Origin of the sequence: Pseudomonas sp. BNK-44-b (assembly GCF_047456245.1) — a bacterium.
GTDB lineage: Bacteria > Pseudomonadota > Gammaproteobacteria > Pseudomonadales > Pseudomonadaceae > Aquipseudomonas > Aquipseudomonas machongensis.
On record NZ_CP179908.1, the window covers coordinates 120,946 to 146,624 of the forward strand.

Annotated in this window: 26 protein-coding genes; 14 read left to right on the forward strand and 12 right to left on the reverse strand. The window is 64.3% G+C overall.

What is annotated here, in order from left to right; genetic code table 11:
- Positions 1–15: 15 nt before the first annotated feature.
- The 8 genes from urtB (at position 16) to ACMGGG_RS00650 (ending at position 7,307) form a co-directional block, all read left to right on the forward strand.
- Complete coding sequence (urtB, locus tag ACMGGG_RS00615; protein WP_162714344.1) at positions 16–933, forward strand: urea ABC transporter permease subunit UrtB; 918 nt, start codon at positions 16–18, stop codon at positions 931–933.
- Positions 934–943: 10 nt separating this feature from the next.
- Positions 944–2,131, forward strand: coding sequence for an urea ABC transporter permease subunit UrtC (urtC, locus tag ACMGGG_RS00620; RefSeq protein ID WP_063542570.1), 1,188 nt, complete (start codon positions 944–946; stop codon positions 2,129–2,131).
- Positions 2,128–2,886 carry an urea ABC transporter ATP-binding protein UrtD gene (gene urtD / locus ACMGGG_RS00625; RefSeq protein ID WP_054892779.1) on the forward strand — a complete coding sequence of 253 codons (759 nt, stop codon included), beginning with the start codon at positions 2,128–2,130 and terminating at the stop codon, positions 2,884–2,886. Before urtC ends, urtD begins: the two co-directional genes overlap by 4 nt.
- Before the next feature lie 10 nt (positions 2,887–2,896).
- Positions 2,897–3,586: an urea ABC transporter ATP-binding subunit UrtE gene (urtE, locus tag ACMGGG_RS00630; RefSeq protein ID WP_054892780.1), complete on the forward strand. Its 690-nt coding sequence runs from the start codon at positions 2,897–2,899 to the stop codon at positions 3,584–3,586.
- A 94-nt stretch (positions 3,587–3,680) separates the two neighbouring features.
- The gene (gene fmdA, locus ACMGGG_RS00635; protein ID WP_063542572.1) at positions 3,681–4,910 is read left to right on the forward strand and encodes a formamidase; all 1,230 of its coding nucleotides are present in this window, start codon (positions 3,681–3,683) and stop codon (positions 4,908–4,910) included.
- A gap of 12 nt (positions 4,911–4,922) precedes the next feature.
- Positions 4,923–5,267, forward strand: coding sequence for an FmdB family zinc ribbon protein (locus ACMGGG_RS00640; protein ID WP_414154711.1), 345 nt, complete (start codon positions 4,923–4,925; stop codon positions 5,265–5,267).
- A 15-nt stretch (positions 5,268–5,282) separates the two neighbouring features.
- Positions 5,283–6,326 (forward strand): aliphatic amidase, encoded by a 1,044-nt coding sequence (locus tag ACMGGG_RS00645; RefSeq protein WP_054892783.1) that lies wholly within the window; start codon positions 5,283–5,285, stop codon positions 6,324–6,326.
- Between the two features lie 3 nt (positions 6,327–6,329).
- The gene (locus ACMGGG_RS00650) at positions 6,330–7,307 is read left to right on the forward strand and encodes an AAA family ATPase (protein ID WP_414154712.1); all 978 of its coding nucleotides are present in this window, start codon (positions 6,330–6,332) and stop codon (positions 7,305–7,307) included.
- A 309-nt stretch (positions 7,308–7,616) separates the two neighbouring features.
- Here the strand turns inward: ACMGGG_RS00650 and ACMGGG_RS00655 are convergent, their stop codons facing one another.
- From ACMGGG_RS00655 to ACMGGG_RS00695, 9 genes are all read right to left on the reverse strand, one after another.
- Complete coding sequence (locus tag ACMGGG_RS00655; protein WP_112897234.1) at positions 7,617–8,303, reverse strand: helix-turn-helix transcriptional regulator; 687 nt, start codon at positions 8,301–8,303, stop codon at positions 7,617–7,619.
- Between the two features lie 224 nt (positions 8,304–8,527).
- Entirely contained in the window at positions 8,528–9,055 is a 528-nt protein-coding gene (gene ppa, locus ACMGGG_RS00660) for an inorganic diphosphatase (RefSeq protein WP_003255365.1), read from the reverse strand.
- 93 nt (positions 9,056–9,148) lie between these two features.
- Entirely contained in the window at positions 9,149–9,964 is an 816-nt protein-coding gene (locus ACMGGG_RS00665) for a zinc-dependent peptidase (protein ID WP_414154713.1), read from the reverse strand.
- Between the two features lie 6 nt (positions 9,965–9,970).
- Positions 9,971–10,618, reverse strand: a complete 648-nt coding sequence (locus tag ACMGGG_RS00670; protein ID WP_054892787.1) for a DedA family protein — start codon at positions 10,616–10,618, stop codon at positions 9,971–9,973.
- A 279-nt stretch (positions 10,619–10,897) separates the two neighbouring features.
- On the reverse strand, positions 10,898–11,356 hold the full coding sequence (locus ACMGGG_RS00675) for a GNAT family N-acetyltransferase (protein WP_054892789.1): 459 nt from the start codon (positions 11,354–11,356) through the stop codon (positions 10,898–10,900).
- Positions 11,357–11,464: 108 nt separating this feature from the next.
- Positions 11,465–12,283, reverse strand: a complete 819-nt coding sequence (gene eutC / locus ACMGGG_RS00680) for an ethanolamine ammonia-lyase subunit EutC (protein WP_054892790.1) — start codon at positions 12,281–12,283, stop codon at positions 11,465–11,467.
- Between the two features lie 8 nt (positions 12,284–12,291).
- The gene (locus tag ACMGGG_RS00685; protein ID WP_054892791.1) at positions 12,292–13,686 is read right to left on the reverse strand and encodes an ethanolamine ammonia-lyase subunit EutB; all 1,395 of its coding nucleotides are present in this window, start codon (positions 13,684–13,686) and stop codon (positions 12,292–12,294) included.
- A 49-nt stretch (positions 13,687–13,735) separates the two neighbouring features.
- Positions 13,736–15,184 carry an ethanolamine permease gene (eat, locus tag ACMGGG_RS00690; RefSeq protein ID WP_054892792.1) on the reverse strand — a complete coding sequence of 483 codons (1,449 nt, stop codon included), beginning with the start codon at positions 15,182–15,184 and terminating at the stop codon, positions 13,736–13,738.
- A gap of 192 nt (positions 15,185–15,376) precedes the next feature.
- Entirely contained in the window at positions 15,377–16,897 is a 1,521-nt protein-coding gene (locus ACMGGG_RS00695) for an aldehyde dehydrogenase family protein (protein WP_054892793.1), read from the reverse strand.
- Positions 16,898–17,162: 265 nt separating this feature from the next.
- Between ACMGGG_RS00695 and ACMGGG_RS00700 the strand changes: the two genes are divergently transcribed.
- From ACMGGG_RS00700 to ACMGGG_RS00715, 4 genes are all read left to right on the forward strand, one after another.
- A complete protein-coding gene (locus ACMGGG_RS00700) occupies positions 17,163–19,127 on the forward strand; it encodes a sigma-54-dependent Fis family transcriptional regulator (protein ID WP_414154715.1) in 1,965 nt (654 codons plus the stop codon).
- Positions 19,128–19,193: 66 nt separating this feature from the next.
- On the forward strand, positions 19,194–20,543 hold the full coding sequence (gene mpl / locus ACMGGG_RS00705; RefSeq protein ID WP_414154716.1) for a UDP-N-acetylmuramate:L-alanyl-gamma-D-glutamyl-meso-diaminopimelate ligase: 1,350 nt from the start codon (positions 19,194–19,196) through the stop codon (positions 20,541–20,543).
- Entirely contained in the window at positions 20,540–21,169 is a 630-nt protein-coding gene (ubiX, locus tag ACMGGG_RS00710) for a flavin prenyltransferase UbiX (protein WP_054892796.1), read from the forward strand. Before mpl ends, ubiX begins: the two co-directional genes overlap by 4 nt.
- On the forward strand, positions 21,166–21,453 hold the full coding sequence (locus tag ACMGGG_RS00715) for a YceK/YidQ family lipoprotein (RefSeq protein WP_063542584.1): 288 nt from the start codon (positions 21,166–21,168) through the stop codon (positions 21,451–21,453). The genes ubiX and ACMGGG_RS00715 overlap by 4 nt, the downstream gene beginning before the upstream one ends.
- Before the next feature lie 46 nt (positions 21,454–21,499).
- Here the strand turns inward: ACMGGG_RS00715 and ACMGGG_RS00720 are convergent, their stop codons facing one another.
- From ACMGGG_RS00720 to ACMGGG_RS00730, 3 genes are all read right to left on the reverse strand, one after another.
- Positions 21,500–22,144: an oxidoreductase gene (locus ACMGGG_RS00720; protein WP_054892798.1), complete on the reverse strand. Its 645-nt coding sequence runs from the start codon at positions 22,142–22,144 to the stop codon at positions 21,500–21,502.
- Positions 22,145–22,171: 27 nt separating this feature from the next.
- Positions 22,172–23,905, reverse strand: coding sequence for a C13 family peptidase (locus ACMGGG_RS00725; RefSeq protein WP_414154717.1), 1,734 nt, complete (start codon positions 23,903–23,905; stop codon positions 22,172–22,174).
- Between the two features lie 94 nt (positions 23,906–23,999).
- Entirely contained in the window at positions 24,000–24,455 is a 456-nt protein-coding gene (locus tag ACMGGG_RS00730; RefSeq protein ID WP_414154718.1) for a MaoC family dehydratase, read from the reverse strand.
- Positions 24,456–24,603: 148 nt separating this feature from the next.
- On the opposite strand from ACMGGG_RS00730, the gene ACMGGG_RS00735 reads away from it, so the two are divergent.
- The gene (locus tag ACMGGG_RS00735) at positions 24,604–24,966 is read left to right on the forward strand and encodes a CidA/LrgA family protein (protein ID WP_151926370.1); all 363 of its coding nucleotides are present in this window, start codon (positions 24,604–24,606) and stop codon (positions 24,964–24,966) included.
- Entirely contained in the window at positions 24,963–25,679 is a 717-nt protein-coding gene (locus ACMGGG_RS00740; RefSeq protein WP_063542592.1) for an LrgB family protein, read from the forward strand. Before ACMGGG_RS00735 ends, ACMGGG_RS00740 begins: the two co-directional genes overlap by 4 nt.

The window sequence follows — 25,679 nt, forward strand, 5'->3', positions numbered from 1 at the left end:
CAGGAGACCATCATCATGGAATGGCTATCGGAATTTGGTGCCATCGCGGCGATGCAGGGGTTCAACGGCCTGTCCGTGTTCTGCGTGCTGCTGTTGATGGCACTGGGGCTGGCGATCATCTTTGGCCAGATGGGGGTCATCAACATGGCCCACGGCGAGTTCCTGACCATCGGCGCCTACACCACCTACGTCTGCTCCAGCCTGACCAGCCACTTCGCCCCGGGCTTGCAGCCGTACTACTTTTTCTTCGCCATCGCCCTGTCGTTCCTGGTCGCCGGTGCCATCGGCTGGCTGGTGGAGTGGGCGATGATCAGCCGCTTGTACAAGCGCCCGCTCGATACGCTGCTGGCGACCTGGGGCCTGTCGCTGGTCATGCAGCAGACCTTCCGTTCGGTGTTCGGCGCCCGTGAGGTAAGTGCGACGCCGCCGGATTGGCTGATGGGCTCGTTCAACCTCACCGACGCCATCGAGATCCCGCGCAACGGCCTGTTCATGATCGCCCTGACCGTGTTGCTGACGGCGGCCATCTTCGTGCTGCTGTATCGCTCACGCTGGGGCCTGCATGTGCGCGCCACGGTGCAGAACCGCCTGATGAGCCGGGCGGTGGGCATCAACACGCGCAAGGTCGACCGCATGACGTTCGCCCTGGGTTGCGGCGTGGCCGGGGTGGCCGGCGCGGCCTTCACCACCATTGGCTCCACTGGCCCCACCTCGGGCGCGCAGTACATCGTCGACACCTTCCTGGTGGTGGTCTTCGGCGGCGCGCAGAGCCTGTTCGGGACCATGGCCTCGGCCTTCGTCATCGCCCAGACCCAATCGATCTCGGAGTTCTTCCTCAGCGGCTCGATGGCCAAGGTGCTGACCCTCTCCGGGGTGATCCTGATCCTGATGCTGCGCCCGCAAGGGTTGTTCTCCATCAAAGTGCGCAAGTAGAGGCGAGCCGATGAACGTTCTGGACAAGATGCTGGCAGGCAAGCCCAACCTGCTGGGCGTGGCGCTGCTGGCGCTGCTGATTTTCGTGGTGTTCCCGCTGACCCTGGACGCCTTCCGCTTGAACATGGTGGGCAAGTACCTGACCTATGCCTTCGTTGCCGTGGGCCTGGTGTTGTGCTGGGGCTACGGCGGCATCCTCAGCCTGGGTCAGGGGGTGTTCTTCGGCGTGGGCGGGTACTGCATGGCGATGTTTCTCAAGCTTGAAGCCTCCGACCCGGTCAGCACCAAGATCCAGACCACGCCGGGCATCCCCGACTTCATGGACTGGAACCAGCTCACCGAGCTGCCGCTGTTCTGGGTGCCGTTCAACAGCTTCGGTTTCACCCTGCTGGCGGTGATCCTGGTGCCGGTGCTGCTGGCCTTCGTGATTGGCATGGCGCTGTTCAAGCGGCGGGTGGGCGACGTGTACTTCTCCATCGTCACCCAGGCCATCGCGCTGATCCTCACCGTGCTGATCATCGGCCAGCAGGGCCTGACCGGTGGCGTCAACGGCATCACCGACCTCAAGACCCTGATGGGCTGGGACCTGCGCACCGACAGCGCCAAGCTGATCCTGTACTTCATCAACGCCGCGCTGCTGTTCGGCTGCATCTTCATTGGCCGCTTCGTGCTGAGGTCCAAGCTGGGCCGGCTGTTGATGGCGATGCGCGACAAGGAGGAGCGGGTCCGGTTCTCCGGTTACGACGTGGCGACCTTCAAGATCTTCGTGTTCTGCATCGCTGCGGCGTTCTCGGCCATTGGCGGGGCGATGTTCGCCCTGCAGGTCGGCTTCATGTCGCCCTCGTTCGTCGGCATCGTGCCCTCTATCGAGATGGTCATCTTCACCGCTGTCGGCGGGCGCATGTCACTGCTGGGCGCGGTGTATGGCGCGCTGCTGGTGAACTACGGCAAGACCTATTTTTCCGAATCGCTTCCCGAGCTGTGGTTGTACCTGATGGGCGGGCTGTTCATCGCCGTGGTCATGTACTTCCCCAACGGCCTGGCCGGGCTGTGGGACAGCCACGGGCGCCAGGCCCTGGCACGTTGGCTGCGGCGTACACCACGACCGGCACCTGTGCCCGAGGCCGTGGCGCAGGCGAGCCGCCCTGCCACGCCGAGCGCTGCACCTGAACCTGCTTCCCTGGAGACCCAGCCATGAGCCCCATCGGTTTCGAGATGAAGAAGCCGGTCCTGGCCATCGAGGGCCTGACCGTATCCTTCGACGGCTTCAAGGCCGTGGACAACCTCAACCTGTACATCGACCGCAACGAAGTGCGCGTGGTGATCGGCCCCAACGGAGCCGGCAAGACCACGGTCCTCGACCTGATCTGCGGCAAGACCCGCGCCACCAGCGGCAGCATCCTGTTCGACGGCAAGGAGCTGACCCGCATGCGCGAGTTCAACATCGTGCGCGCCGGGGTCGGGCGCAAGTTCCAGAACCCGTCGATCTACGAAAACCTCACGGTGTTCGAGAACCTCGAGATGTCGTATCCGGCCGGGCGCAAGGTGTTCGGCGCGCTGTTCTTCAAGCGCAGTGCGGCGGTCGTGGCGCGGGTCGAGGAGGTGGCGCGGGAGATCTTTCTCGGTGACCTGCTCGAGCAGCAGGCCGACCTGCTGTCCCACGGCCAGAAGCAATGGCTGGAGATCGGCATGCTGCTGATGCAGGACCCGGACCTGCTGATGCTCGACGAGCCGGTCGCCGGCATGAGCGTCGGCGAGCGGGTGCAGACCGCCGAGCTGCTCAAGCGCATCAGCCAGGGCCGCTCGGTGCTGGTCATCGAGCACGACATGGAGTTCGTCAAGAGCATCGCGCACAAGGTCACCGTGCTGCACCAGGGCAAGGTCCTGGCCGAAGGCAGCATGGAGGCGGTGCAGAACAACCCGAAGGTCGTCGAAGTCTATCTGGGCCACTGAGGAAGCCGGCATGTTCAACGTCAAGCAACTGTCCTGTGGCTACGGCCAGAGCCAGATCCTCCACGACCTCGACCTGGCGGTGGCCAGGCGCGAAATCGTCGCCGTGATGGGGCGTAACGGCATGGGCAAGACTACGCTGTTCAAGAGCCTGATGGGGCTGCTGCCACAGTGGCGCGGCCAGGTCAGCGTCGATGGCCGGGAAGTCTCCGGCCTGGACACCCATGAACGGGTCGAGCACGGCATTGCCTACGTGCCCCAGGGACGGATGATCTTCCCCAGCATGACCGTGCTGGAAAACATCCAGACCGGTCTGCCTGCCTCGGCCAAGGGCCAGGTGCCCGAGGACCTCTATGCACTGTTTCCGGTGCTTCATGACATGCGCGCACGCAAGGGCGGCAACCTCTCCGGCGGACAACAGCAGCAGTTGGCGATTGCCCGTGCCCTGGCGACCAACCCCAAGGTGCTGCTGCTCGATGAACCGACCGAGGGCATCCAGCCGTCGATCATCAAGGACATCGCCCGCGCCCTGAAAGAGATCCGCGACCTGCGCGACCTGACCATCGTGGTCTCCGAACAGGTGCTGTCGTTCACCCTCGAGATTGCCGACCGCTTTTTGGTGATCGAGAAGGGCCGCTTCGTGATCGAGGAGACCCGCGCCAACGTCGACGAAGCCACCATCAGCCGTTACCTCTCGGTGTAGCGGGCCTGCTACGTCATCCGACGTATTGGCCGATCCGCACCTGCGTTCAAGACTGTCAGCAATGCACTAAACCTTACTGTCCAGGAGCTTTGCCATGACCGATACCCTGATCAAAGTCGACCTCAACCAGCCCGCCACCGAAAACGAGCAGATCCACAACCGCTGGCACCCGGACATCCCCATGGCTTGCTGGGTCAAGCCGGGCGATGACTTCATCCTCGAGACCTACGACTGGACCGCCGGGGCGATCAAGAACAACGACGATGCCTCGGATGTGCGCGATGTCGACCTGTCGACCGTGCACTACCTGTCCGGCCCGGTGGGCGTGCAAGGCGCCGAGCCGGGTGACCTGCTGGTCGTCGACCTGCTCGACATCGGCGCCAAGGCCGACTCGATGTGGGGCTTCAACGGCTTCTTCTCGCGGCAGAACGGCGGCGGTTTCCTCACCGATCACTTCCCCAGCGCACAGAAGGCGATCTGGGATTTCAAGGGTATGTTCACCAGCTCCCGGCACATCCCTGGGGTGAATTTCGCCGGCCTGATCCACCCCGGGCTGATCGGTTGCCTGCCAGACCCGGTGATGCTCGCCGCCTGGAACCGCCGCGAGCAGGAACTGATCGACACCAACCCCACCCGCGTACCGCCGCTGGCCAACCCGCCGCTGGCCGCCACCGCGCACATGGGCAAGCTCAAGGGCCAGGCCCGTGACGATGCCGCCGCCACCGGCGCGCGCACCGTGCCGCCGCGCGAGCATGGCGGCAACTGCGATATCAAAGACCTGTCGCGGGGCTCGAAGATTTTCTTCCCGGTGTACGTCAAGGGGGCCGGGCTGTCGGTGGGCGACCTGCACTTCAGCCAGGGCGATGGCGAGATCACTTTCTGCGGCGCCATCGAGATGGCCGGCTGGGTGCACATGAAAGTCGAGCTGATCAAGGGCGGCATGGCCAAGTACGGCATCAGGAACCCGGTGTTCAAGCCCAGCCCGATCACCCCGAACTACAAGAACTACCTGATCTTCGAGGGCATCTCGGTGGATGAAAGCGGCCAGCAGCACTACCTGGACGTCAACGTCGCCTATCGCCAGGCTTGCCTGAACGCCATCAATTACCTGACCAAGTTCGGCTATTCCCCGGCCCAGGGCTACGCCTTGCTGGGCTCGGCGCCGGTGCAGGGGCACATCAGCGGCGTGGTGGACATCCCCAACGCCTGCGCCACCCTGTGGCTGCCGACCGAGATCTTCGATTTCGACATCAATCCCAGCGCCAGCGGCCCGACCAGGCACCTGGACGGCAGCGTCGATCTGCCGATCGCCCCGGACCTGTAAGGAGGCGCCGCCATGCCGACCTACGAATATGCCTGCCCCGCGTGCGGCACCTTCAGCATGCTGCGACCGATCGCCCAGCGCCACGAGCCGTGCCAGTGCCCGTATTGCGGCACGGCCGCCGGCGGATTGCAGGTGTCGGCGCCGGCACTGGCCACCCTGTCCGCCAGCCAGCGCCAGGCCATCGCCACCAACGAACGCAGCGCCCATGCGCCGCAGACCGTCGCCGAGTACCAGCAGCGGCGCCATCCGGCCGGCTGTGGTTGTTGTTCGCCAAGCAAGGCGGTGGAGCCGACCAAGGCCAACCCACTCGGCCTCAAGAGCAAGACCGGGCCGCGGCCCTGGATGATCAGCCACTGAGCGAGGTTCGTTTTCATGCGCCACGGCGATATTTCCAGCAGCCCCGACACCGTCGGCGTTGCTGTCGTGAACTACAAGATGCCGCGCCTGCACAGCAAGGCCGAAGTCATCGATAACGCCCGCAAGATTGGCGAAATGATCAAGGGCATGAAACAGGGGTTGCCAGGCATGGACCTGGTGGTCTTCCCCGAGTACAGCACCATGGGCATCCTCTACGACCACGACGAGATGATGGCCACTGCCGCGAGCATACCGGGCGAGGAAACTGCGATCTTCTCGGCGGCCTGCCGCGAAGCCAACACCTGGGGGGTGTTTTCCCTGACCGGCGAGCGTCACGAGGAACACCCGCACAAGGCGCCGTACAACACCCTGGTGCTGATCGACAACCAGGGGCAGATCGTCCAGCGCTATCGCAAGTGCATCCCCTGGTGCCCCATCGAGGGCTGGTACCCGGGCGATCGCACCTACGTCTGCGACGGCCCCAAGGGCATGAAGATCAGCCTGATCATCTGCGACGACGGCAACTATCCGGAGATCTGGCGCGATTGCGCGATGAAGGGTGCCGAACTGATCGTGCGCTGCCAGGGCTACATGTACCCGGCCAAGGAGCAGCAGGTGCAGATGTCCAAGAGCATGGCCTGGGCCAACAACTGCTACGTCGCGGTGGCCAACGCCGCGGGGTTCGATGGCGTGTACTCGTACTTTGGCCATTCGGCGATCATCGGCTTCGATGGCCGTACCCTGGGGGAGTGTGGTGAAGAGGAGATGGGTATCCAGTACGCCCAGTTGTCGATCTCGCAGATCCGCGATGCGCGTGCCAACGACCAGTCGCAGAACCACCTGTTCAAGTTGCTGCACCGCGGCTACACCGGGGTGTTCGACTCTGGCGACGGCGACAAGGGCGTGGCCGACTGTCCCTTCGAGTTCTACCGCACCTGGGTACTGGATGCGCAGAAAGCCCAGGAGAATGTCGAGCGCATCACCCGGCGTACGGTCGGCGTAGCCGATTGCCCGGTGGGGCAGTTGCCCCACGAAGGCCAAGAACGCAGCGTGGGTTGAGGCATGTCGTCTCTGCAGGCGTGTGCGCCGGTATCGCGTTTCGTGTTCGAGCCGCAGCAGGTGATGAGCCTGCTGCGCCAGCGTATCGTCGGCCAGGAGGTGGCGCTCGCGGCCGTGGAGGCGCAGCTCAAGGTGCTCAAGGCCGACATCAGCGACCCTGGGCGCCCGCTCGGCGTGAACCTGTTCATGGGCCCGACCGGGGTCGGCAAGACCGAGATCGTGCGCCTGCTCGCCCAGGCCATCCATGGCCGCCCCGACGCGTTGTGTCGCATCGACATGCAGACCCTGGCCCAGGAGCATTACGCCGCGTCGTTGACCGGGGCGCCGCCGGGCTACGTGGGCAGCAAGGAAGGCATCAGCCTGTTCGACGAGACACTGATTGCCGGCAGCTACAGCCGCCCTGGCATCGTGTTGTTCGATGAATTGGAAAAAGCCAGCGACCAAGTGCTGCGCAGCCTGCTGGGCATCCTCGAAAGCGGCCGCCTGACCCTGGCGGGCGGCACCCGCACCCTGGACTTTCGCAACAGCCTGATTTTCATGACCAGCAACGTGGGGGCGCGTGAGGCCGGGCGGCGGATGCGTCGGGGATGGCGGCGATGGCTGGCGCTGTTCGGCGAGTCCGAGGCGCAGGTGCTCGAGCGCGCGCTGCACCAGCGTTTCGAACCGGAGTTTCTCAATCGCATCGACCGCATCCTCATGTTCGAGCGCATCGAAGGGCGTTGGCTGGAAGCGTTGCTGGATATCGAGTTGGCCAGGCTGGCGCAGCGCCTGGGGCCTCAGCGCCGCGTGCAGTTGGACGAGTCGGCGCGGGCCTGGCTGATCGCTGGGTACGACGTACGTTTCGGGGCCAGGGCCCTTGGGCGACGCGTGCGGGTGATGCTGGAGCCGGCGATTGCCGACTGTCTGCTGGACGCTGACGGGAAAGGGGATATGAAGGTGACACTGCGCGGCGAACGGCTACTGGTCACGCGCTGCGCCTGAGCAGGGGCAGGGCCGTGGTAGCGAGTCTACCCGCGTAGCAGACAACGCGAAGGGCAAGGATTGCGCGCTGGATTTCGGGCAGTAAAAAGCCGGCTTGTGGCCGGCTCTCGGGGACGGGCTTGGCTAATTTTTGGTAAGCCGCAACCGCCTTAACAGGTTGGCCATCGAGGCCTGAAAAAGATGACAAACGGCCGTGTGGGGCGTCGTCAGGTGCTCTGGGATGCGGCTTTTGCCGACCCTCGGCTAAATGTGCCGCGTAGCATACTAGGGCTCGCCAGGGATGCCCAGCGAAAATTGGCACCGGGTGTTTCATACGGGCCGCTGACGGCTGAACCACGACCACCAGAATACCCACCCCAGTACCTGCATGCCCTGGGCGTGGCGTTGGGCCGGGGTATAGCGCTCGACGGCGTAGTTGCGTCGGTCGTGGCTGTGCAGGCACAGCGTGCCGTTATGGTTCAGGCTGAGGCTGTGCACCCGCAACCGGCCCTCGTGCATCAGCGCGTAGGTCTGCCCGTCGACCACGCGGGTCAGGCTGCGGTCGATGGCCAGGGCGGCGCCAATGGGGATCAGCGGTGCCATGTTGGCGTCTGGCATGTCCAGGCAAATGGCGTTTTCCGGGAGGATGCCGAGCGTCTCCAATGCCTGCGCCGACACCAGCAGGTGGCGCTCCGGATCCGATATGAGCTGGCCGTCGAGCAGGCGGTGGAAATCGACGCAGATCTGCCTGCCGCCATGACCAGGGGGCGCGGTTTCGGGCTGTGGCAGGCCGGGGCGCAGGATCGGGCTCGGGTGCTTGGGGCCTTCGCCGCTGCGCAGCCAGTGGCGATAGACGCAGAACAGGTCGGCGATTTCGTCCAGGCGCGCCAGGGGAATACCCCGTTTGAACCAGTTGTTCACGTGCTGGGGTGTGACATTGCGCTGGGCGGCGAAGTCGGAAGGGGTCAGGCCACATTCCTGCAGGAGTGTCTTGAGACGGTCACCGGAATTGTTCATGGCGGCGAGTCTAGATTGTGGTGCGAGGAGAGAAAATAAACAGGGTGTTTATGCTAAGGGTGGGAATCTGAGGCTGTTGTCGGCTGCTTTTGCAGGGTGATGTGGGATTTCTCTTTTATTTTTGGATGAGACATTTGATGACCCTGCAAGAAAACGGTGTCTGTATCCGAGAGGCATAAAAAAGCCCGGCACAGATGGCCGGGCTTTTCATGGCAAGGCAGTCATCAGCCCTTGTAGGCGGCAACCGACTTGGTGATCGCGGCGCGGGCGGCGTCAGCGCCTTCCCAGCCTTCGATCTTGACCCACTTGCCCTTCTCCAGATCCTTGTAGTTGGCGAAGAAGTGCTCGATCTGCTGGATCAGCAGAGCCGGCAGGTCGGTGTACTCTTTCACGTCGACGTACAGCTGCGACAGCTTGTCGTGCGGTACGGCGATGACCTTGGCGTCGCCGCCGCCGTCGTCGGTCATGTTCAGTACGCCGACCGGACGGGCGCGGATCACCGAGCCTGGAGCGACCGGGTACGGGGTGACGACCAGCACGTCCAGCGGATCACCGTCGTCGGCCAGGGTGTTGGGGATGAAGCCGTAGTTGGCTGGGTAGAACATCGGGGTCGCCATGAAACGGTCGACGAACAGGGTATCGCTGTCCTTGTCGATCTCGTATTTGATCGGCGCGTGGTTGGCAGGGATCTCGATGGCGACGTAGATGTCGTTCGGCAGGTCCTTGCCCGCAGGAATCTTGCTGTAGCTCATTGGGCTTTGCCCCCGTGATTGACCAAAAAAGTGGGGGCGATTATAGGCACATTCCGCCAGCGCATGCCACGGTCGGCCTGATGTGCGGGCGTATCAGGAGGGGGCGTCGCGGTACTGCGGGTGTTCGGCCTGCAGGCGTGTCAGGCGGGCCAGCGGGTCCTGGCGATAGAACAGCGACAATTGCCGGTACACCTGTGGATAACTCTCGTGCAACAGGTCTGGAGCACTGAAGAAGTATTCACTGGTCACGGCGAAGAATTCGGCCGGATTTTCCGCAGCGTAGGGATCGATGGCCGTTTCCAGGTCAGGGTTGGCGTCGAGCTGGCGGTTGAGGTCGTCGTAGGCCTGCTGCATGGCGTGGGCCCAGGCATTGACGTCCATGCCCGGGTGCAGGGGCGGCAGGCCGTTGGCGTCGCCGTTGAGCATGTCGAGCTTGTGCGCCAGCTCGTGGATCACCAGGTTGTAGGCTTCCCAACCGCCGCTGGCCTCGACGCCGGCCCAGGCCATGATCACCGGGCCCTGCTGCCAGGCCTCGCCGCTGTGTTCGCCGTCCCACACATGCTCGACACCACTGGCATCGCGGTGGCGCTGGGGGCTCTTGAAGTCGTCGGGGTAGAGGATGATCTCGTGAAAGCCCTGGTACCAGTTCAGCTCGCCCAGGTGCAGCAGTGGAAGCTGGGCCTGGGCAGCGAGAAACAGGCGCTGTTCGTCGCCCAGCTCGACGCCGGGCAGGGTGGTGAGGTGCTTGTCGTAGAGAAACAGCACGCTGGCCTCGCGCAGCCAGCGGTCTTCCTCGTCGCTGATGCCGTCGAGCAGGGGCAGGCGGTCACGGATCGCCTGCCACAGCGCTTGATCGACCTGGTAGCGCGCCAGGGTGCGCTTGCGCCGCCAGGCGCTGAACGACCACATGGACGGTCAGTGGGCCTTGGCGGTACGGCCAAGTCGGCCACGCAGCAGGCCCAGGATCATCGGCACCAGCGACAGGACGATGATGGCCACGACCATCAGCGACAGGTGCTGCTTGATGAAAGGCACGTTACCGAAGAAGTAGCCCAGGGTGACCAGGCCGCCAACCCACAGCAGGGTGCCGGCGACGCTGAAACCGAGGAAACGCGGGTAGTGCATGTGGGCAATGCCGGCGACGAACGGGGCGAAGGTGCGCAGGATGGGCAGGAAGCGGGCAAGGGTGACGGTCTTGCCGCCGTGGCGTTCGTAGAATTCGTGGGTGCGCTGCAGGTAGTCGCGGCGGAAGATCTTCGAGTTCGGGTTGCGGAACAGGCGTTCCCCGGCCGTTCGTCCGATCACGTAGTTGGTGCTGTCGCCGAGGATCGCGGCGACCATCAGCAGGCCGGCGAGCAGTACCGGATCCATGCCTCCGCCCGCGGCCACGGCGCCGGCGATGAACAGCAGCGAATCGCCCGGCAGGAAGGGCATGACCACAAGGCCGGTCTCGCAGAAGATCACCGCGAACAGGATGGCGTAGATCCAGGGACCATAGTTGGTCACCAGCAGGTCGAGGTAGGCATCGAGATGCAGGATAAGGTCCAGCGGGTTGAATTCCATGTACAGCACCTGTTGTCTTGACCCGCTTCCACGGGCGCGCGATGACGGACGACGTCATTTTGCGTGGGCATGTTCACCGGTGGATGGGTAACTTTTCACACATGACGAATGGGGCATTATACGGCGAAGTCGTGAAGATGCCCGGGGAGTTTGTAGCGGGGGGTTACGGGGCGGCGCGAGCCGTCCCCCGCAGGGTGGACGGCACTGGCCTTCAGATCTGAACAGGACTGTTGCTTGCAATAGGAGGCACGTCAAGCAATTTCAGATGAGCCCGATCGGTCAATCCTGGCTGATCGGCAGGACGTAGTTCTCGAACTCGGTATCCTTGCGAAAGCCCATGGACTCGTAGGTCTTCATCGCTACCTCGTTGTCGCTGCTGGTGGAGACTCGCATGCGCACGGCGTTGGTTTCCTTCGCCATCTTCTTGGCTTCGCGCATCAGGTGGTCGGCCACCAGCATGCGTCGGGAATCCTCGGCAACGTAGATATCGTTGAGGATCCACACACGTTTGAGCGACAGCGAGGAAAAACTCGGGTAGAGCTGGCAGAAACCCAGCAGCTTGCTGTTGTCGTCATCCGGCAGGGCCAGGTAGATCACCGATTCACCGCGTTTCAGGCGCTTCTCGAGAAAACTGCGCGAGGTGTCCGGGTAGGGCAGTTGCCCATAGAACTCGCGATAGGTGACGAACAGCGGGGTGAGCAGGTCGAGGTGTTCCAGGGTTGCCTTGATGATGCGCATGAGCAGGCCTCAGAGTCCATGTGGGAACGGGGGGATGCAAGCTGCCTCGTACCGGCATGCTGCCCCAAGGCAGCCTAGAAGCGCAATCCGCCTTGGGTTACATGTTTTCTACCCTTCACCGAGCAGGAAGTTTCCGCATTTGCTGGACGAGTTTTCGCTGTCGATGCTGTGGACCTCGGCTTCATCCTTCAGGTTCACCCCTGAAAGCTGTCGGCGACAGGCCTCGCGCATCAGGTACAGCAGGCGATGCGCGGCCATGCCGTAGCTCAGGCCTTCCAGGCGCACGTTGGAGATGCAGTTGCGGTAGGCGTCGGTCAGGCCCACTTTCGGGGCGTAGGTGAAGTACAGGCCCAGGCTGTCGGGCGAGCTCAGGCCAGGGCGTTCGCCGATCAGCATCACGGTCATCCGCGCACCGAGCAGCTCGCCGACTTCGTCGGCCACCGCGACTCGGCCCTGTTCCACCAGGATCACCGGGGCGCTGCTCCAGCCATCGGCGGCGGCCTGTTCCTCGAAGCGGCTCAGCAAGGGCAGCGTGTGGCGATGCACGGCCAATGCCGAGAGGCCGTCGGCCACCACGATTGCCAGATCGACGCCGCCCGGGTTGGCCTGGGCGTGTTCACGCAGTTTCAGTGCCGAGTCGTCGCTCAGGCGACGCCCAAGGTCGGGACGCTGCAGATACTGGTGACGATCGGCGGCGGCGCTGTGCAGCAACAGGCTGTCACGGCCACGGTCGCTCAGTTGCTGGCGCAGGCCGGCATGGTCGAAGGGCAGGTGCACCGCATCGCGGGCCTGGGCGTGGGCGAACTGGAAATCCAGCTGCGCCCCGGTCGGCAGGCTGGTACCGGTACGGCCCAGGGCGATGCGCGCGGGCGTCAGGTTGCGCAGGGCCAGCCAGGGGTTGTCATGCGTGGGGGTAGGTCGGTCCATGGTCGTCCCTATGCGAGCTGCGCCAACGCGTGGCGGAAGGCCGGAGGCAGGTTGTCGCCGAAGCGTACCCGGCCGTCGGCCTGGGTGAAGATGCCGGTGCGTTCCAGCCAGGCCTCGAATTCCGGGCCGGGTTTCAGGCCGAGCGTCTGGCGCGCGTAAAGCGCGTCGTGGAACGAGGTGGTCTGGTAGTTGAGCATGATGTCGTCGGAGCCAGGGATGCCCATGATGAAGTTGATCCCGGCGACACCGAGCAGGGTCAGCAAGGTGTCCATGTCATCCTGGTCGGCTTCGGCGTGGTTGGTGTAGCAGATGTCGCAACCCATCGGCACGCCGAGCAGCTTGCCGCAGAAGTGGTCTTCCAGGCCGGCGCGGATGATCTGCTTGCCGTTGTACAGGTACTCCGGGCCGATGAAGCCGACCACGGTGTTGACCAGGAATGGCTTGAAATGCCGCGCCACGGCGTAGGCGCGGGTCTCGCAGGTTTGTTGATCGACGCCGTGGTGGGCGTTGGCCGACAGCGCGCTGCCCTGGCCGGTCTCGAAGTACATGAGGTTCTGCCCGAGGGTGCCGCGCTTGAGCGATAGCCCTGCCTCGTAGCCTTCCTGGAGTACGTTGAGGTTGATGCCGAAGCCAGCGTTGGCGGCCTCGGTGCCGGCGATGGACTGGAACACCAGGTCCAGCGGCACGCCGCGGTTGATCGCCTCGATCGAGGTGGTGACGTGGGTGAGCACGCAGGCCTGGGTGGGAATGTCGTAGCGCTGGATGATCGCGTCGAGCATTTCCAGCAGTGCGCAGATCGAGGCGATGCTGTCGGTCGCCGGGTTGATGCCGATCATGGCGTCGCCGTTGCCGTACAGCAGGCCGTCGAGGATGCTGGCGGCGATGCCGGCGGGCTCGTCGGTGGGGTGGTTGGGCTGCAGACGGGTCGACAGCCGCCCGCGCAGGCCCATGGTGCCGCGAAACGCGGTGACCACGCGGATCTTCTGTGCCACCAGCACCAGGTCCTGGACGCGCATGATCTTCGACACGGCGGCGGCCATTTCCGGCGTCAGGCCGGGGGCCAGGGCGCGCAGGCTGGCTTCGTCGGCCGCTTCGCTGAGCAGCCAGTCACGCAGGCCGCCGACGGTGAGGTGGCTGACCGGGGCGAACGCGGCGGCGTCATGGGTGTCGATGATCAGCCGGGTGATCTCGTCCTGTTCGTAGGGGATCAGCGCTTCGCTGAGAAAGTGACTGAGCGGGATGTTGGCCAGGGCCATCTGCGCGGCGACCCGTTCGCCGTCGTTGGCGGCGGCGACGCCGGCCAGGAAGTCGCCCGAACGCGCCGGGCTGGCCTTGGCCATGACTTCCTTGAGGCTGTCGAAGCGGTAGACCAGATTGCCTACCGTGTGTACGAAACTTGCCATACAGAATCTCCAGAGCGCCGCAGGGCTGGCCTGCGGCGTAAGTCGGCGATCAGTGCAAGGCCTCTTCGGCCTTCTGGATCGCGGCGAATTCCTCTTCCGGCGTCCCGGCCACCAGATGGTGACGACTGTAGAAAGCAAAGTAGGCAATTAATACCGCATAGATCACGGCAGCGCCAATCACCACGCGTGGGTCGACCAGGAAGCCGGCGACCACGGCGATGCAGGCCAGCACCAGGGCCACGCCCGAGGTGAAGATGCCGCCGGGGGTACGGTACGGGCGCTCCATCTTCGGCCGACGGATGCGCAGGGTGATGTGCGCGGCCATCATCAGCACGTAGGACAGGGTGGCACCGAACACCGCGACCAGGATCAGCAGGTCACCCTGGCCAGTCAGCGACAGGGCGAAACCGATGATGCCGGGGATCACCAGGGCCAGTACCGGCGCCTTGCTCTTGTTGGTTTGCGAGAGCTTGCGCGGCAGGTAGCCCGCGCGCGAAAGCGCGAAGATCTGCCGCGAATAGGCGTAGATGATCGAGAAGAAGCTGGCGATCAGCCCGGCCAGGCCGACCAGGTTGACGAAGCCGCCCATCCAGGTCGAGCCGCCGTACGCCTTCGACAGTGCCTCGACCAGCGGGTTGCCCGAAGCCTTGAGCGCTTCGGAGCCGGCGCCGCCGGGGCCGACCACCAGGATCAGCAGGGCGAAGGCCAGCAGCACCAGCATCGCGCCGATCAGGCCGCGGGGCAGGTCGCGCTTGGGGTTTTTGGTCTCTTCTGCGGCCAGGGGCACGCCTTCGACGGCGAGGAAGAACCAGATCGCATAGGGGATCGCCGCCCAGATGCCGACATAGCCGAATGGCAGGAAGCTGCTGGCGCCGACGGCGTCGGTCTTGGCGATGTCGAACAGGTTGGCTGCATCAAAATGGGGCACCATGCCGATCAGGAACACCGCCAGTGCAATCGCAGCGACGGCGGTGATGATGAACATCAGCTTCAGCGCCTCGCCGACCCCGAAGATGTGGATGCCGATGAAGACGATGTAGAACGCCAGGTAGATCATCCAGCCGCCGATGCCGAACAGCGATTGGCAGTAGGCGCCGATGAACACGGCGATGGCGGCGGGGGCGATGGCGTATTCGATGAGGATCGCCGTGCCGGTGAGAAAGCCGCCCCAGGGCCCGAACGCGCTGCGGGCGAAGCCGTAGCCACCGCCAGCGGTGGGGATCATCGAGGACAGTTCGGCCAGCGAGAAGCACATGCACAGGTACATGGTGGCCATCAGCAGCGTGGCCAGGAACATGCCGCCCCAGCCACCCTGGGCGAGGCCGAAGTTCCAGCCGGCGTAGTCGCCGGAAATCACGTAGGCCACGCCTAGGCCCACCAGCAGGACCCAGCCTGCGGCGCCTTTTTTCAGTTCACGCTGCTGGAAATAGTCGGAGCCGACTTTCTCGAAATCTACGGAGGAGCTTGCCGGCGTGCCGGCGGATTGATCGCTTGGCATGGATTCACCTGTTGTTTTTTTGCGGGCCGGAAGGGGTTCCGGACCTTGGTGATTGTGTTGCAGGAAGCGAGCCAGAGCGGTTGGAGCGCGCCAACCGGCCTGAAATCTGGTGGATGCAGGTCGGGCCTCTTCGCGGGCAAGTCGCAGCGGCGGTTCGCCGCTGCGACGTGCCCGCGAAGGGCGCACCTCGGTTTAGAAGAAGCCCAGCGGATTGATGTCGTAGCTCACCAGCAGGTTCTTGGTCTGCTGGTAGTGGTCGAGCATCATCTTGTGGGTTTCACGGCCGACGCCGGACTTCTTGTAGCCACCGAACGCGGCATGCGCCGGGTACAGGTGGTAGCAGTTGGTCCACACGCGGCCGGCCTTGATGCCCCGGCCCATGCGGTAGGCGCGGTTGATGTCGCGGGTCCAGACGCCGGCACCCAGGCCGAACTCGGTGTCGTTGGCGATCGCCAGGGCTTCGGCTTCATCCTTGAAGGTGGTGACGCTGACCACCGGGCCGAAGATTTCCTCCTGGAACACACGCATCTTGTTGTTGCCCTTGAGCAGGGTCGGCTGGATGTAATAGCCGGTGGCCAGCGAGCCATCGAGTTGCTCTACCTTGCCGCCTGTCAGCAGCTCGGCGCCCTCTTCCTGGGCAATCTTGAGGTAGGACTGGATCTTCTCGAACTGCTGCTGCGAGGCCTGCGCGCCGACCATGGTATCGGTGTCCAGTGGGTCGCCGCGCTTGATCTGCAGCACCTTCTTCATCACCACTTCCATGAACTGCGGGTAGATCGACTCCTGCACCAGGGCACGGGACGGGCAGGTGCACACCTCGCCCTGGTTGAAGAAGGCCAGGACCATGCCTTCGGCGGCCTTCTCGATGAAGGTCGGCTCGGCTTGCATGATGTCTTCGAAGTAGACGTTCGGCGACTTGCCGCCCAGCTCCACGGTGGACGGGATGATGTTCTCGGCGGCGCATTTCATGATGTGCGAGCCCACCGGGGTGGAGCCGGTGAAGGCGATCTTGGCGATGCGCTTGCTGGTGGCCAGCGCTTCACCGGCTTCGCGGCCGTAGCCCTGCACCACGTTGAGCACGCCCTTGGGCAGCAGGTCGCCGATCAGTTCGAGCAGTACGGTGATGCCCAGCGGGGTCTGCTCGGCGGGCTTGAGCACCACGCAGTTGCCGGCGGCCAGGGCCGGGGCGAGCTTCCAGGCGGCCATCAGCAGCGGGAAGTTCCACGGGATGATCTGGCCGACCACGCCCAGCGGTTCGTGGATGTGGTAGGCGACAGTGTTTTCGTTGATCTCGGCGGCGCCGCCTTCCTGGGCGCGAATGCAGCCGGCGAAATAGCGGAAATGGTCGACCGCCAGCGGGATGTCGGCGTTGAGGGTCTCGCGGATCGGTTTGCCGTTGTCCCAGGTTTCGGTGATGGCCAGCACTTCGAGGTTCTGCTCGATGCGGTCGGCGATCTTCAGCAGAACGTTGGAGCGGTCCTGCACGCTGGTACGGCCCCAGGCGTCGGCGGCGGCGTGGGCGGCATCCAGGGCTTTGTCGATGTCTTCGGCAGTGGAGCGGGGGAATTCTGCGATCAGCTTGCCATTCACCGGCGAGGTGTTCTCGAAGTATTGCCCTTTGACCGGAGCTACGAACTCGCCGCCGATGTAGTTGCCGTAGCGGCTCTTGAACGAGACCTTGGCGCCCTCGGTACCGGGATGTGCGTAACGCATGGTGTGTCTCCTGGCTATTGTGTTTGTTGGGGAGTTGGAAAGCGTAGAGCAAAGGTCGGGCCAGTGCTTTGCGGCCCTTTGCAATCAATGACTTGGATCAGTTGTCGAGCGACTTCGAGCGGGTGTTGTGCCGAGTGCGGTACAGGCAGGGTGACACTTTGTGCCATTGGCGAGACGCCGCTGACTCGACGGTCGGGCCGTCATTGCAAAGCGTTCCCGGGAGGAGGATGCTGGCGGGACGCTTCATCTGCGGAGAACAACAAAAATGCAGAGCAACGCTTTCAGTCGCCATGCCCAGCAGGTACTCACGGTCGCTCGCGGGCAGCCCCACGGCCCGGCCAGCGACCCGTCCATCGCGCGCTCCTGGCTGCGTTGCCTCGAGGACTATCACCTCGACCCTGCGCTGGCCCAGGCTCCGGTGGTGCTCGAGCACGGGCGCCTGCTGGAGAGTCGCGAGCGCCTGCAGCAGGTGCTGCAGATCGCCGATGGCGAGATGAACAGCCTGCATCAGCAGTTGTCCGGTTCGGGCCACGCGGTGCTGCTTACCGATGCCCGCGGCGTGATCCTCAACTGCGTCACCGCGCCCAGCGAGCGACGGATCTTCGAGCGTGCCGGGCTGTGGCTCGGTGCAGACTGGAGCGAGGCGCGCGAGGGCACCAATGGCATCGGCACCTGCCTGGTCGAGCGCCAGGCCCTGACCATTCACCAGGACGAACACTTTCGTGGCCGCCATACCGGGCTGACCTGCTCGGCCAGCCCGGTGTTCGATCCGCACGGCGAGCTGCTGGCCGTGCTAGATGTATCCTCGGCGCGCCCGGATGTCTCGCGCCAGAGCCAGTTCCATACCATGGCGCTGGTCAACCTCTCGGCGAAGATGATCGAGAGTTGCTATTTCCTGCGGCACTTCGAGCATCACTGGTTGTTGCGCTTTCATCTGCAGGCCGAGTCGGTCGGGCTGTTCAGCGAGGGGCTGCTGGCCTTTGACGGCGATGGCCGGGTCTGTGCGGTCAACCAGAGCGCGCTGAACCTGTTGGGCAGCATTCGTGGCGGGGTGCTGGGCAAGTCGGTCGGGCGCTTCTTCGCCTGCAGTCACGACGAGCTGTTCAGCCGCGCCACGACGCAAGGCAGCGCGGCCTGGCCGCTGCGTACCCATGACGGGCGTCAGGTCTTTGCCAGCGTGCGCGGGCAGGCGCACAAGCCGGTGTGGTCGGTGCCAGCGTCCTTGCCGCTGGCCACCCCGCGTGCCGAGCCTGGCATCTGCCTGCTCGACCCGGCCCTGCAACGGGATTTTCATCGTGCGTTGCGGGTTTACCAGCGCGACGTACCATTATTGCTGCGTGGCGAAACCGGTTGCGGCAAGGAGGCGTTTGCCCAGGCCGTGCACCAGGCCAGCGAACGTAGCGCCAAGCCGTTCGTGGCGATCAACTGCGCATCGATTCCGGAAAGCCTGATCGAGAGTGAACTGTTCGGCTATCGCGGCGGCAGTTTCACCGGGGCGCGCAAGGAAGGGATGCGCGGCAAGCTGCTGCAAGCGGATGGTGGCACCTTGATGCTGGACGAGATCGGCGACATGCCGCTGGCCCTGCAGACCCGCCTGCTGCGAGTGCTGGAGGAGCGTCAGGTGGTGCCGATCGGGGGTGAGCCGCAGGCGGTGGACCTGCGCATCGTCAGCGCCACTCACCGGGATCTGCTGGAGCGGGTGGCGCAGGGGGCGTTCCGTGAGGATCTGTATTACCGGCTCAATGGGCTGGAAGTTGCGCTGCCAGCGGTGCGTGAGCGCAGCGACAAGGCTCAGTTGCTGGATTTCCTGCTGAGTCAGGAGGCCGAAGGGCAGGCCATCGATATCTCGCCCGAGGCGCGTGAGGCGTTGTTGGGCTTTGCTTGGCCGGGGAACGTACGGCAGATGCGCAATGTGCTGCGCACCTTGGTGGCGTTGTGCGATGGTCAGCGCATCGAGTTGTCTGACCTTCCCCAGACTGTTGTGGGAATGGGATTGCCCCGCGCTGGCTCAAGCGGGGGCAGCGATGTTGACTGTGCTGACGCCATCGCGGGACAAGCCCGCTCCTATAGAAATGATCGTGCACCGCTGGAAAGTGCCGAGCGCGATGCACTGTTGAAGGTACTGGAGGCAAACCGCTGGCACATGACCCGCGTCGCTGAACACTTGGGCATCAGCCGCAATACCTTGTATCGAAAACTGCGCAAACACGGTATCGCCAGGGCCAGTTGAGCGAAACAGCGGGTGCGATTTCCCTCGCCCTGGGCTACCCTGCCTCGATGTTTTGCGAGGTCGATCATGCACATTCACATTCTCGGTATTTGCGGCACTTTCATGGGTTCGCTGGCGGTGCTCGCCAAGGAGCTCGGCCATCGCGTCACCGGTTCCGACGCCAACGTCTATCCGCCGATGAGCACTCAGCTCGAGGCTCAGGGCATCGAGCTCACCCAAGGCTACGATCCGGCCCAGCTGGAGCCGGCTCCTGACCTTGTGGTCATCGGCAACGCCATGTCGCGTGGCAACCCTGCCGTGGAATACTCGCTGAACAAAGGCCTGCCTTATGTCTCCGGCCCGCAGTGGCTGGCCGACCATGTGCTGCAGGGCCGCTGGGTGCTGGCCGTGGCCGGTACCCATGGCAAGACCACCACCAGCAGCATGCTGGCCTGGGTACTGGAGCATGCGGGCATGAGCCCGGGCTTCCTGATCGGCGGCGTGCCGCAGAACTTCTCGGTCTCGGCGCGCCTGGGCGGCACGCCGTTCTTCGTGGTCGAGGCCGACGAATACGACAGCGCCTTCTTCGATAAGCGTTCGAAGTTCGTGCATTACCACCCGCGCACCGCGATCCTCAACAACCTTGAGTTCGATCATGCGGATATCTTCCCGGATCTGGCGTCCATCGAGCGGCAGTTCCACCATCTGGTTCGGACCATTCCGAGTGAGGGGCTGGTCATCCACCCGACCACCGAGCAGGCGCTCGAGCGGGTCATCGGCATGGGCTGCTGGACTCCGGTGCAAACCACTGGCGAAGGTGGCCAGTGGCAGGCGCGCCTGCTGAGTCCGGACGGTTCGCGCTTCGAAGTGCTGTTCGACGGTGAGGCACAAGGGGTGGTGGACTGGGCCTTGACTGGCCAGCACAACGTCGCCAATGCCCTGGCCACGCTCGCCGCCGCGCGCCATGTCGGCGTGGTGCCGGCCATGGGCATCGATGGCCTCAGCGCCTTCAAGAGCGTCAAGCGGCGCATGGAGAAGATCGCCGAGGTGCAGGGTGTGACCATCTACGACGATTTCGCCCACCACCCCACCGCCATCGCCACCACCCTCGATGGCCTGCGCAAGCGTGTGGGCGAGGCACCGGTGATTGCGGTGATCGAGCCGCGCTCCAACTCCATGAAACTGGGCGCCCACCGTGATGGCCTGCCGGAAAGTGTCAACGACGCCGACCAAGTGATCTGGTACGCCCCGGCCAACCTGGGCTGGGACCTGGCCGCCACGGCAGCGCAGTGCTCGGTGCCGAGTGTGGTGGCCGACAGCCTCGAGGCGATCATCGAGCGGATCAAGGGCCAGGCACGTCCGGGCACCCATGTGGTGATCATGAGCAATGGCGGCTTCGGCGGTCTGCACGGCAAGCTGGCCGAGGCCCTGAAGTGAGCGGCCCGGAGCGCATCACCCTGGCGATGACCGGCGCCTCGGGGGCGCAATACGGCCTGCGCCTGCTCGATTGCCTGGTGCGTGAGGACCGTGAGGTGCACTTCCTCATCTCCAAGGCCGCGCAGTTGGTGATGTCCACCGAAACCGACGTGGTGCTGCCGCCCAAGCCGCAGGCGATGCAGGCCTTCCTGACCGAATACACCGGCGCTGCCGATGGGCAGATCCGCGTGTATGGCAAGGAAGACTGGATGTCGCCGGTGGCCTCGGGCTCCGGCGCACCTGCGGCGATGGTGGTGGTGCCCTGTTCGACCGGCACGTTGTCGGCAATCGCCACGGGTGCTTGCAACAACTTGATCGAGCGGGCGGCGGACGTGACGCTCAAGGAGCGCCGGCAACTGATCCTGGTGCCGCGTGAAGCGCCGTTCTCCACCATCCACCTGGAGAACATGCTCAAGCTCTCGCAGATGGGCGCGGTGATCCTGCCGGCGGCGCCGGGCTTCTATCACCAGCCGCAGACCATCGATGACCTGGTGGACTTCGTTGTCGCGCGAGTGCTCAACCTGCTGAACATCCCCCAGGACATGTTGCCGCGCTGGGGCGAGCATCATTACGGGGTCGATGATTGAAGCGCGTGCTGACAGGCTTGCTGCTGCTGGGCTGCCTGAGTGGTTGCGCGACAGTGCGAACGCTGGATGCCAACCAGCCGGGGGCGCCAGTGGTGTATGCCGGCACTCGGCTGGACCTGTATGTGATGAATGGCGGGTGCTGCCCTGAGGATCGCTTCGGGGCCAAGGCACCGGGCTATCCTGCGCTGGATCTGCCCGGGAGCATGTTGCTCGATACACTGCTGCTGCCGCTATCGGTGCTGACGGCGCTGGGGGTTGGGTTCAACGCCAGTGGCGGCCTGTAACGGCCCTTTCGCGGGTTTACCCGCGAAGAGGCCTTGGAAGGTATTGCTATTTCTTGCCCAGCTTGCGCAACTCGTCAGACTCGACCACGCGGATCCCGTCCTCTTCCTCCAGTGCCAGTCGCCACAGCGCCCGGGCCAGGGTGCAGGCCTCGATACCTTTGTACTTGCCGGGAATCAGCCGGGCGAATGGCCCGGCCAGTCGCTCGGCCAGCCGTGGTTCGAGCCGTTCGCCCAGCAGCAGCGACGGCCGTACGATGGTCAACTGCGGCCAGTCCTGAGCCTTGAGCGCCTCTTCCATCTCGCCCTTGACCCGGTTGTAGAAGATCGATGATTTAGGGTCTGCACCGACCGCACTGATCACCAGCAGATGGCGTGCGCCCAGCTCGCGTGCGCGCTTGCTGAAGGCCACGACCATGTCCAGGTCGACTGCACGGAAGGCGGTTTCGGAGCCGGCCTGCTTGAGTGTGGTGCCCAGGCAGCAGAAGGCGATATCGACGCGCCCGGCCAGTTGCGGGAGAAACACCGCCGGGTCACCCACCGGGTTTTCCAGGTGCGGATGCTCGGCCAGCGGCCTGCGGGTAGGCGCCAGCACACGGCTGATGGTGGGTTCGTTGAGCAGGCGGTCGAGCAGGTGTTCACCCGTAAGACCCGTGGCTCCGGCAAGCAGGACATGCTGAGGCGTCAAGTACATGATGTCTCTCCCTTGTTACAGCTCAGCTTAGCGGGTTCCAGGCTTTTTTGCCTGCTCCGGCGCGGCTGGCTGGGCCTTGTTCTTCAAGGCCTCCTCGGCTTGTTGCCGACGCAGACGCTGCCAGTGCGCGAGCACCTGTGGCGGTGCCCAGATCTGCGGCTCGGAGGCCTCGAAACCTTCCCTTCGTTCCCGTTCGGCAACGCTTTTGCGCGCCAGTTCAAACGCTTGTTTCAGGTCGTCGGTCTGGTTCAGTGCCTGGGCGAACAGGGCATCGCCGAAATAGGTGAAGTCGGCTTCTTCGGAGCAGCCGAACGAGACTCGGTCAGGGCGCGCTGCCGTCATGATCAGCGTGCGTTCATCCTTGAGCGGGGCGATGTAGCCACCTGAATAGCAGGCGGAGATGACAATCACCTTGTCGCGATCTTTCAGGGGGGAGAGGGCGTTGGCCAGTTCGTCGGCTGACAGGTCGGCCAGTTGCAGGCGCGGCTGGTCGAGTACCAGTTGGTGGTCATGGCTGCCGTGGCTGGTCAGGTAGACGAACACGATATCTTCCGGGCCACTGCGTTCGGCCAGTGTACGGGCGGCACGGGTGAGGTTCTCGCGGGTGGCCATCGGGCGGTCGGCCAGGTGGTCGCGGTGATTGACCAGGGTGACCTGACCGCGGGCGCCGAAACGCACCCTGAGCATGTTGCTGACATAATCGGCTTCGCGCAGGAACACGCTCTGCTGGCCATCGCCGGCCAGGACCAGGCTGTACAGCTGGATGGGTGGGGCCGAGCGCGGTACTTTGGCCAGGGCCTCGTCGAGCAGCTTGCCCTGGTTGAGCAGGGCAAGGTCCAGCGGGTCGGGCAGCAGCGTGCCCTTGTCGTCGCGCACGCGCACGCCATTGATCCACTGGCCGGCCTCGACGCGGCCATCGGCTTGGATCAGCCGACCGCTACCCTGGTAGACGTCGTTGGCGAAGCCGCCAATGTACTGGCTGCCGTCCGCCAGGTGCAGATGGCCTTTGCCTGAGAAGCGCCAGTCCTGGAAGCCGCCCTTGTAGCGGCTGCCGTCGCTGCCCAGCAACTCGCCCTGGCCGCTGAGCGCACCATCCTTGAAGTCGCCGATCCACACATCGCCGTCGGCGTTTTCGTAGCGGCCGCGGCCTTCGAGGCGGTTCTCCTTGAATTCGCCGATGTACTGCTCGCCTTCGACGCTGTCGAAGGTGCCGACACCTTCGAGTTGACCATTGATGAAGTGGCCGCTGAACTGGTTGCCGCTGGCATCGCTGCGCACTCCGGCGCCATTGGGCTTGCCTTTGGCGAACAGGCCCTGGTAGCGGCTGCCGTCAGCCAGTTCGAGCTGGCCGGCGCCGTCGTACAGGTCATCCTTGAACTGGCCGCGGTAGGTCTGGTCGTGCTGCTTGAGGGTGCCTTCGCCGTCGCGCCGGCCATGCTTGAAGGTGCCGGCATAGTGGCTGCCAGGGGTGGTCAGGTCGCCCAGGCCTTCGAACAGCCCGGCGGCGAATTGCCCGCGATAGACCTCGCCATTGCTGCCGTGCCACTCACCCTGGCCATGCCACTGACCGTCCTTGAATGTGCCCGCATACCAGCTGCCGTTGGGATAGTCGATGCGGCCTTCGCCCTGCAGCAGACCATTGACCACCTCACCCCGGTAGCGCCCGCCGTCGGGCAGGCGCGCGTCCGGCGGCGACAGCGGTTCGCCTTCGCCGCAGGCAGCGAGCAGCAGGATCAGGGTCAGGGGCAGCAGCGGGCGCATGGCGTAATCCGAGCACAAAGGTGCGCCGAGTATGCCGCAGAATCGGGGCGTGAGACAGCCGTGGCCGGGGCCGCCGAACGGCCCCGGCGCTGCCTCAGACGAAGCAGAGCGACAGTGGCTCGGCGATGTAGGCCGGTTTTTCCTGGCCTTCGATCTCGAGGGTGACGGTGGCCTTGAGCAGCCACTGGCCGGGCTTCTTCTCGGTCGCGTCGGTGAGGTCCACCTTCAGGCGCACGCGGCTGTCGACTTTCACCGGCTGGATGAAGCGCACGCTGTCCAGCCCATAGTTGACCACCATCTTCAAGCCCTTGGGCAGCACGAGGATGTCTTCCATCAGCTTGGGAATCAGCGACAGGCTGAGGAAGCCGTGGGCGATGGTGGAGCCGAAGGGGGTCTTGGCGGCTTTCTCCGGATCGACATGAATGAACTGGAAATCGCCGGTGGCCTCGGCGAACAGGTTGATGCGCTGCTGATCGATCTTCAGCCATTCGGAACGTCCCAGTTCCTTTCCAACGTACTGCGAAAGCTCTGCAACAGGTACATAGGGCATCGCGACTCTCCGGGTTGTCTTTTGGTACGAAGGTGCAAGATCACCACGGTGCACCGTTGCGGTCAAGTTCTTCCCTTTTCGGCGAATATCGCCTTATACAGGCAGGACGCGTGCTTATAATGGCGCCCGATGCCCCAAGGAGATGCTTATGCTGTTGCGTGGATTGACCTGGCTGGTGGTGTTCCAGTTGCTGGGCACGGCGATCAATCACCTGGTACTGCCCATGTTGCCGGGCCCGATCATCGGCCTGCTGTTGCTGCTGGCCTGCCTGATGATCCGCGGCGAAGTTGGCAACCCGCTCAACGAGGCCGCCAGCAGCCTGCTGCGTTACCTGCCGTTGCTGCTGGTGCCGCCAGCCGTCGGGGTGATGGTCTATGCCCGCGACATCGCCGCCGACTTCTGGGCCATTGCCGGTGCGCTGGTGATCTCCTGTCTGGTCACCCTGGTGTTCGTCGGCGTACTGATGCAGAAGCTGATCCATCGCCACGGCAAGCACGAGGAACAGCCATGAGCCTCGACTGGCAGGGTGCACTGCAAGCCGTCATTCACCACCCCTTGTTCGGGATTGGTATCACGCTTGGGGTTTACCAACTGGTGCTCGCCGGCTACGAGCGCACCCGTTGGATCTTCCTGCAACCGGTATTGGTGTCGATGCTGGTCCTGATCGGTGTGCTGCTGGCGTGTGGCATCGACTACAGCGAGTACAAGCGCAGCACCGAAATCCTCAATATTCTCCTCGGACCGGCCACCGTGGCCCTGGCGGTCCCGCTCTATCTCAACCTGCGGCGTATCCGCCAACTGTTCTGGCCGATCTTTACTACGCTGGTAATCGGGGGAGTGTTCGCCACCTTGGCCTGCGTGACGCTAGGCTGGTGGTTCGGCGCCGAACACATGATCCTGATGACCATGGCGCCCAAGTCGGTGACCTCGCCCATCGCCATGCTGGTGGCCGAGCAGATCGGTGGCGTAGCGGCACTGGCGGCGGTATTCGTGCTGATCACCGGGGTGATCGGCGCCATCTTCGGCCCGGCCCTGCTGACGCGCTGTGGTGTGCTCAGCCCCGAGGCGCGGGGTATGGCCCTGGGCGTCACCGCACACGCGGTGGGCACCTCGGCGGCCTTGCAGGAAAGTGATGAATGCGGCGCTTTCGCCGCGCTGGCGATGAGCCTGATGGGCGTGGCCACGGCGGTGTTCCTGCCGCTGGCAGTCAGTCTGGTGGCTTGA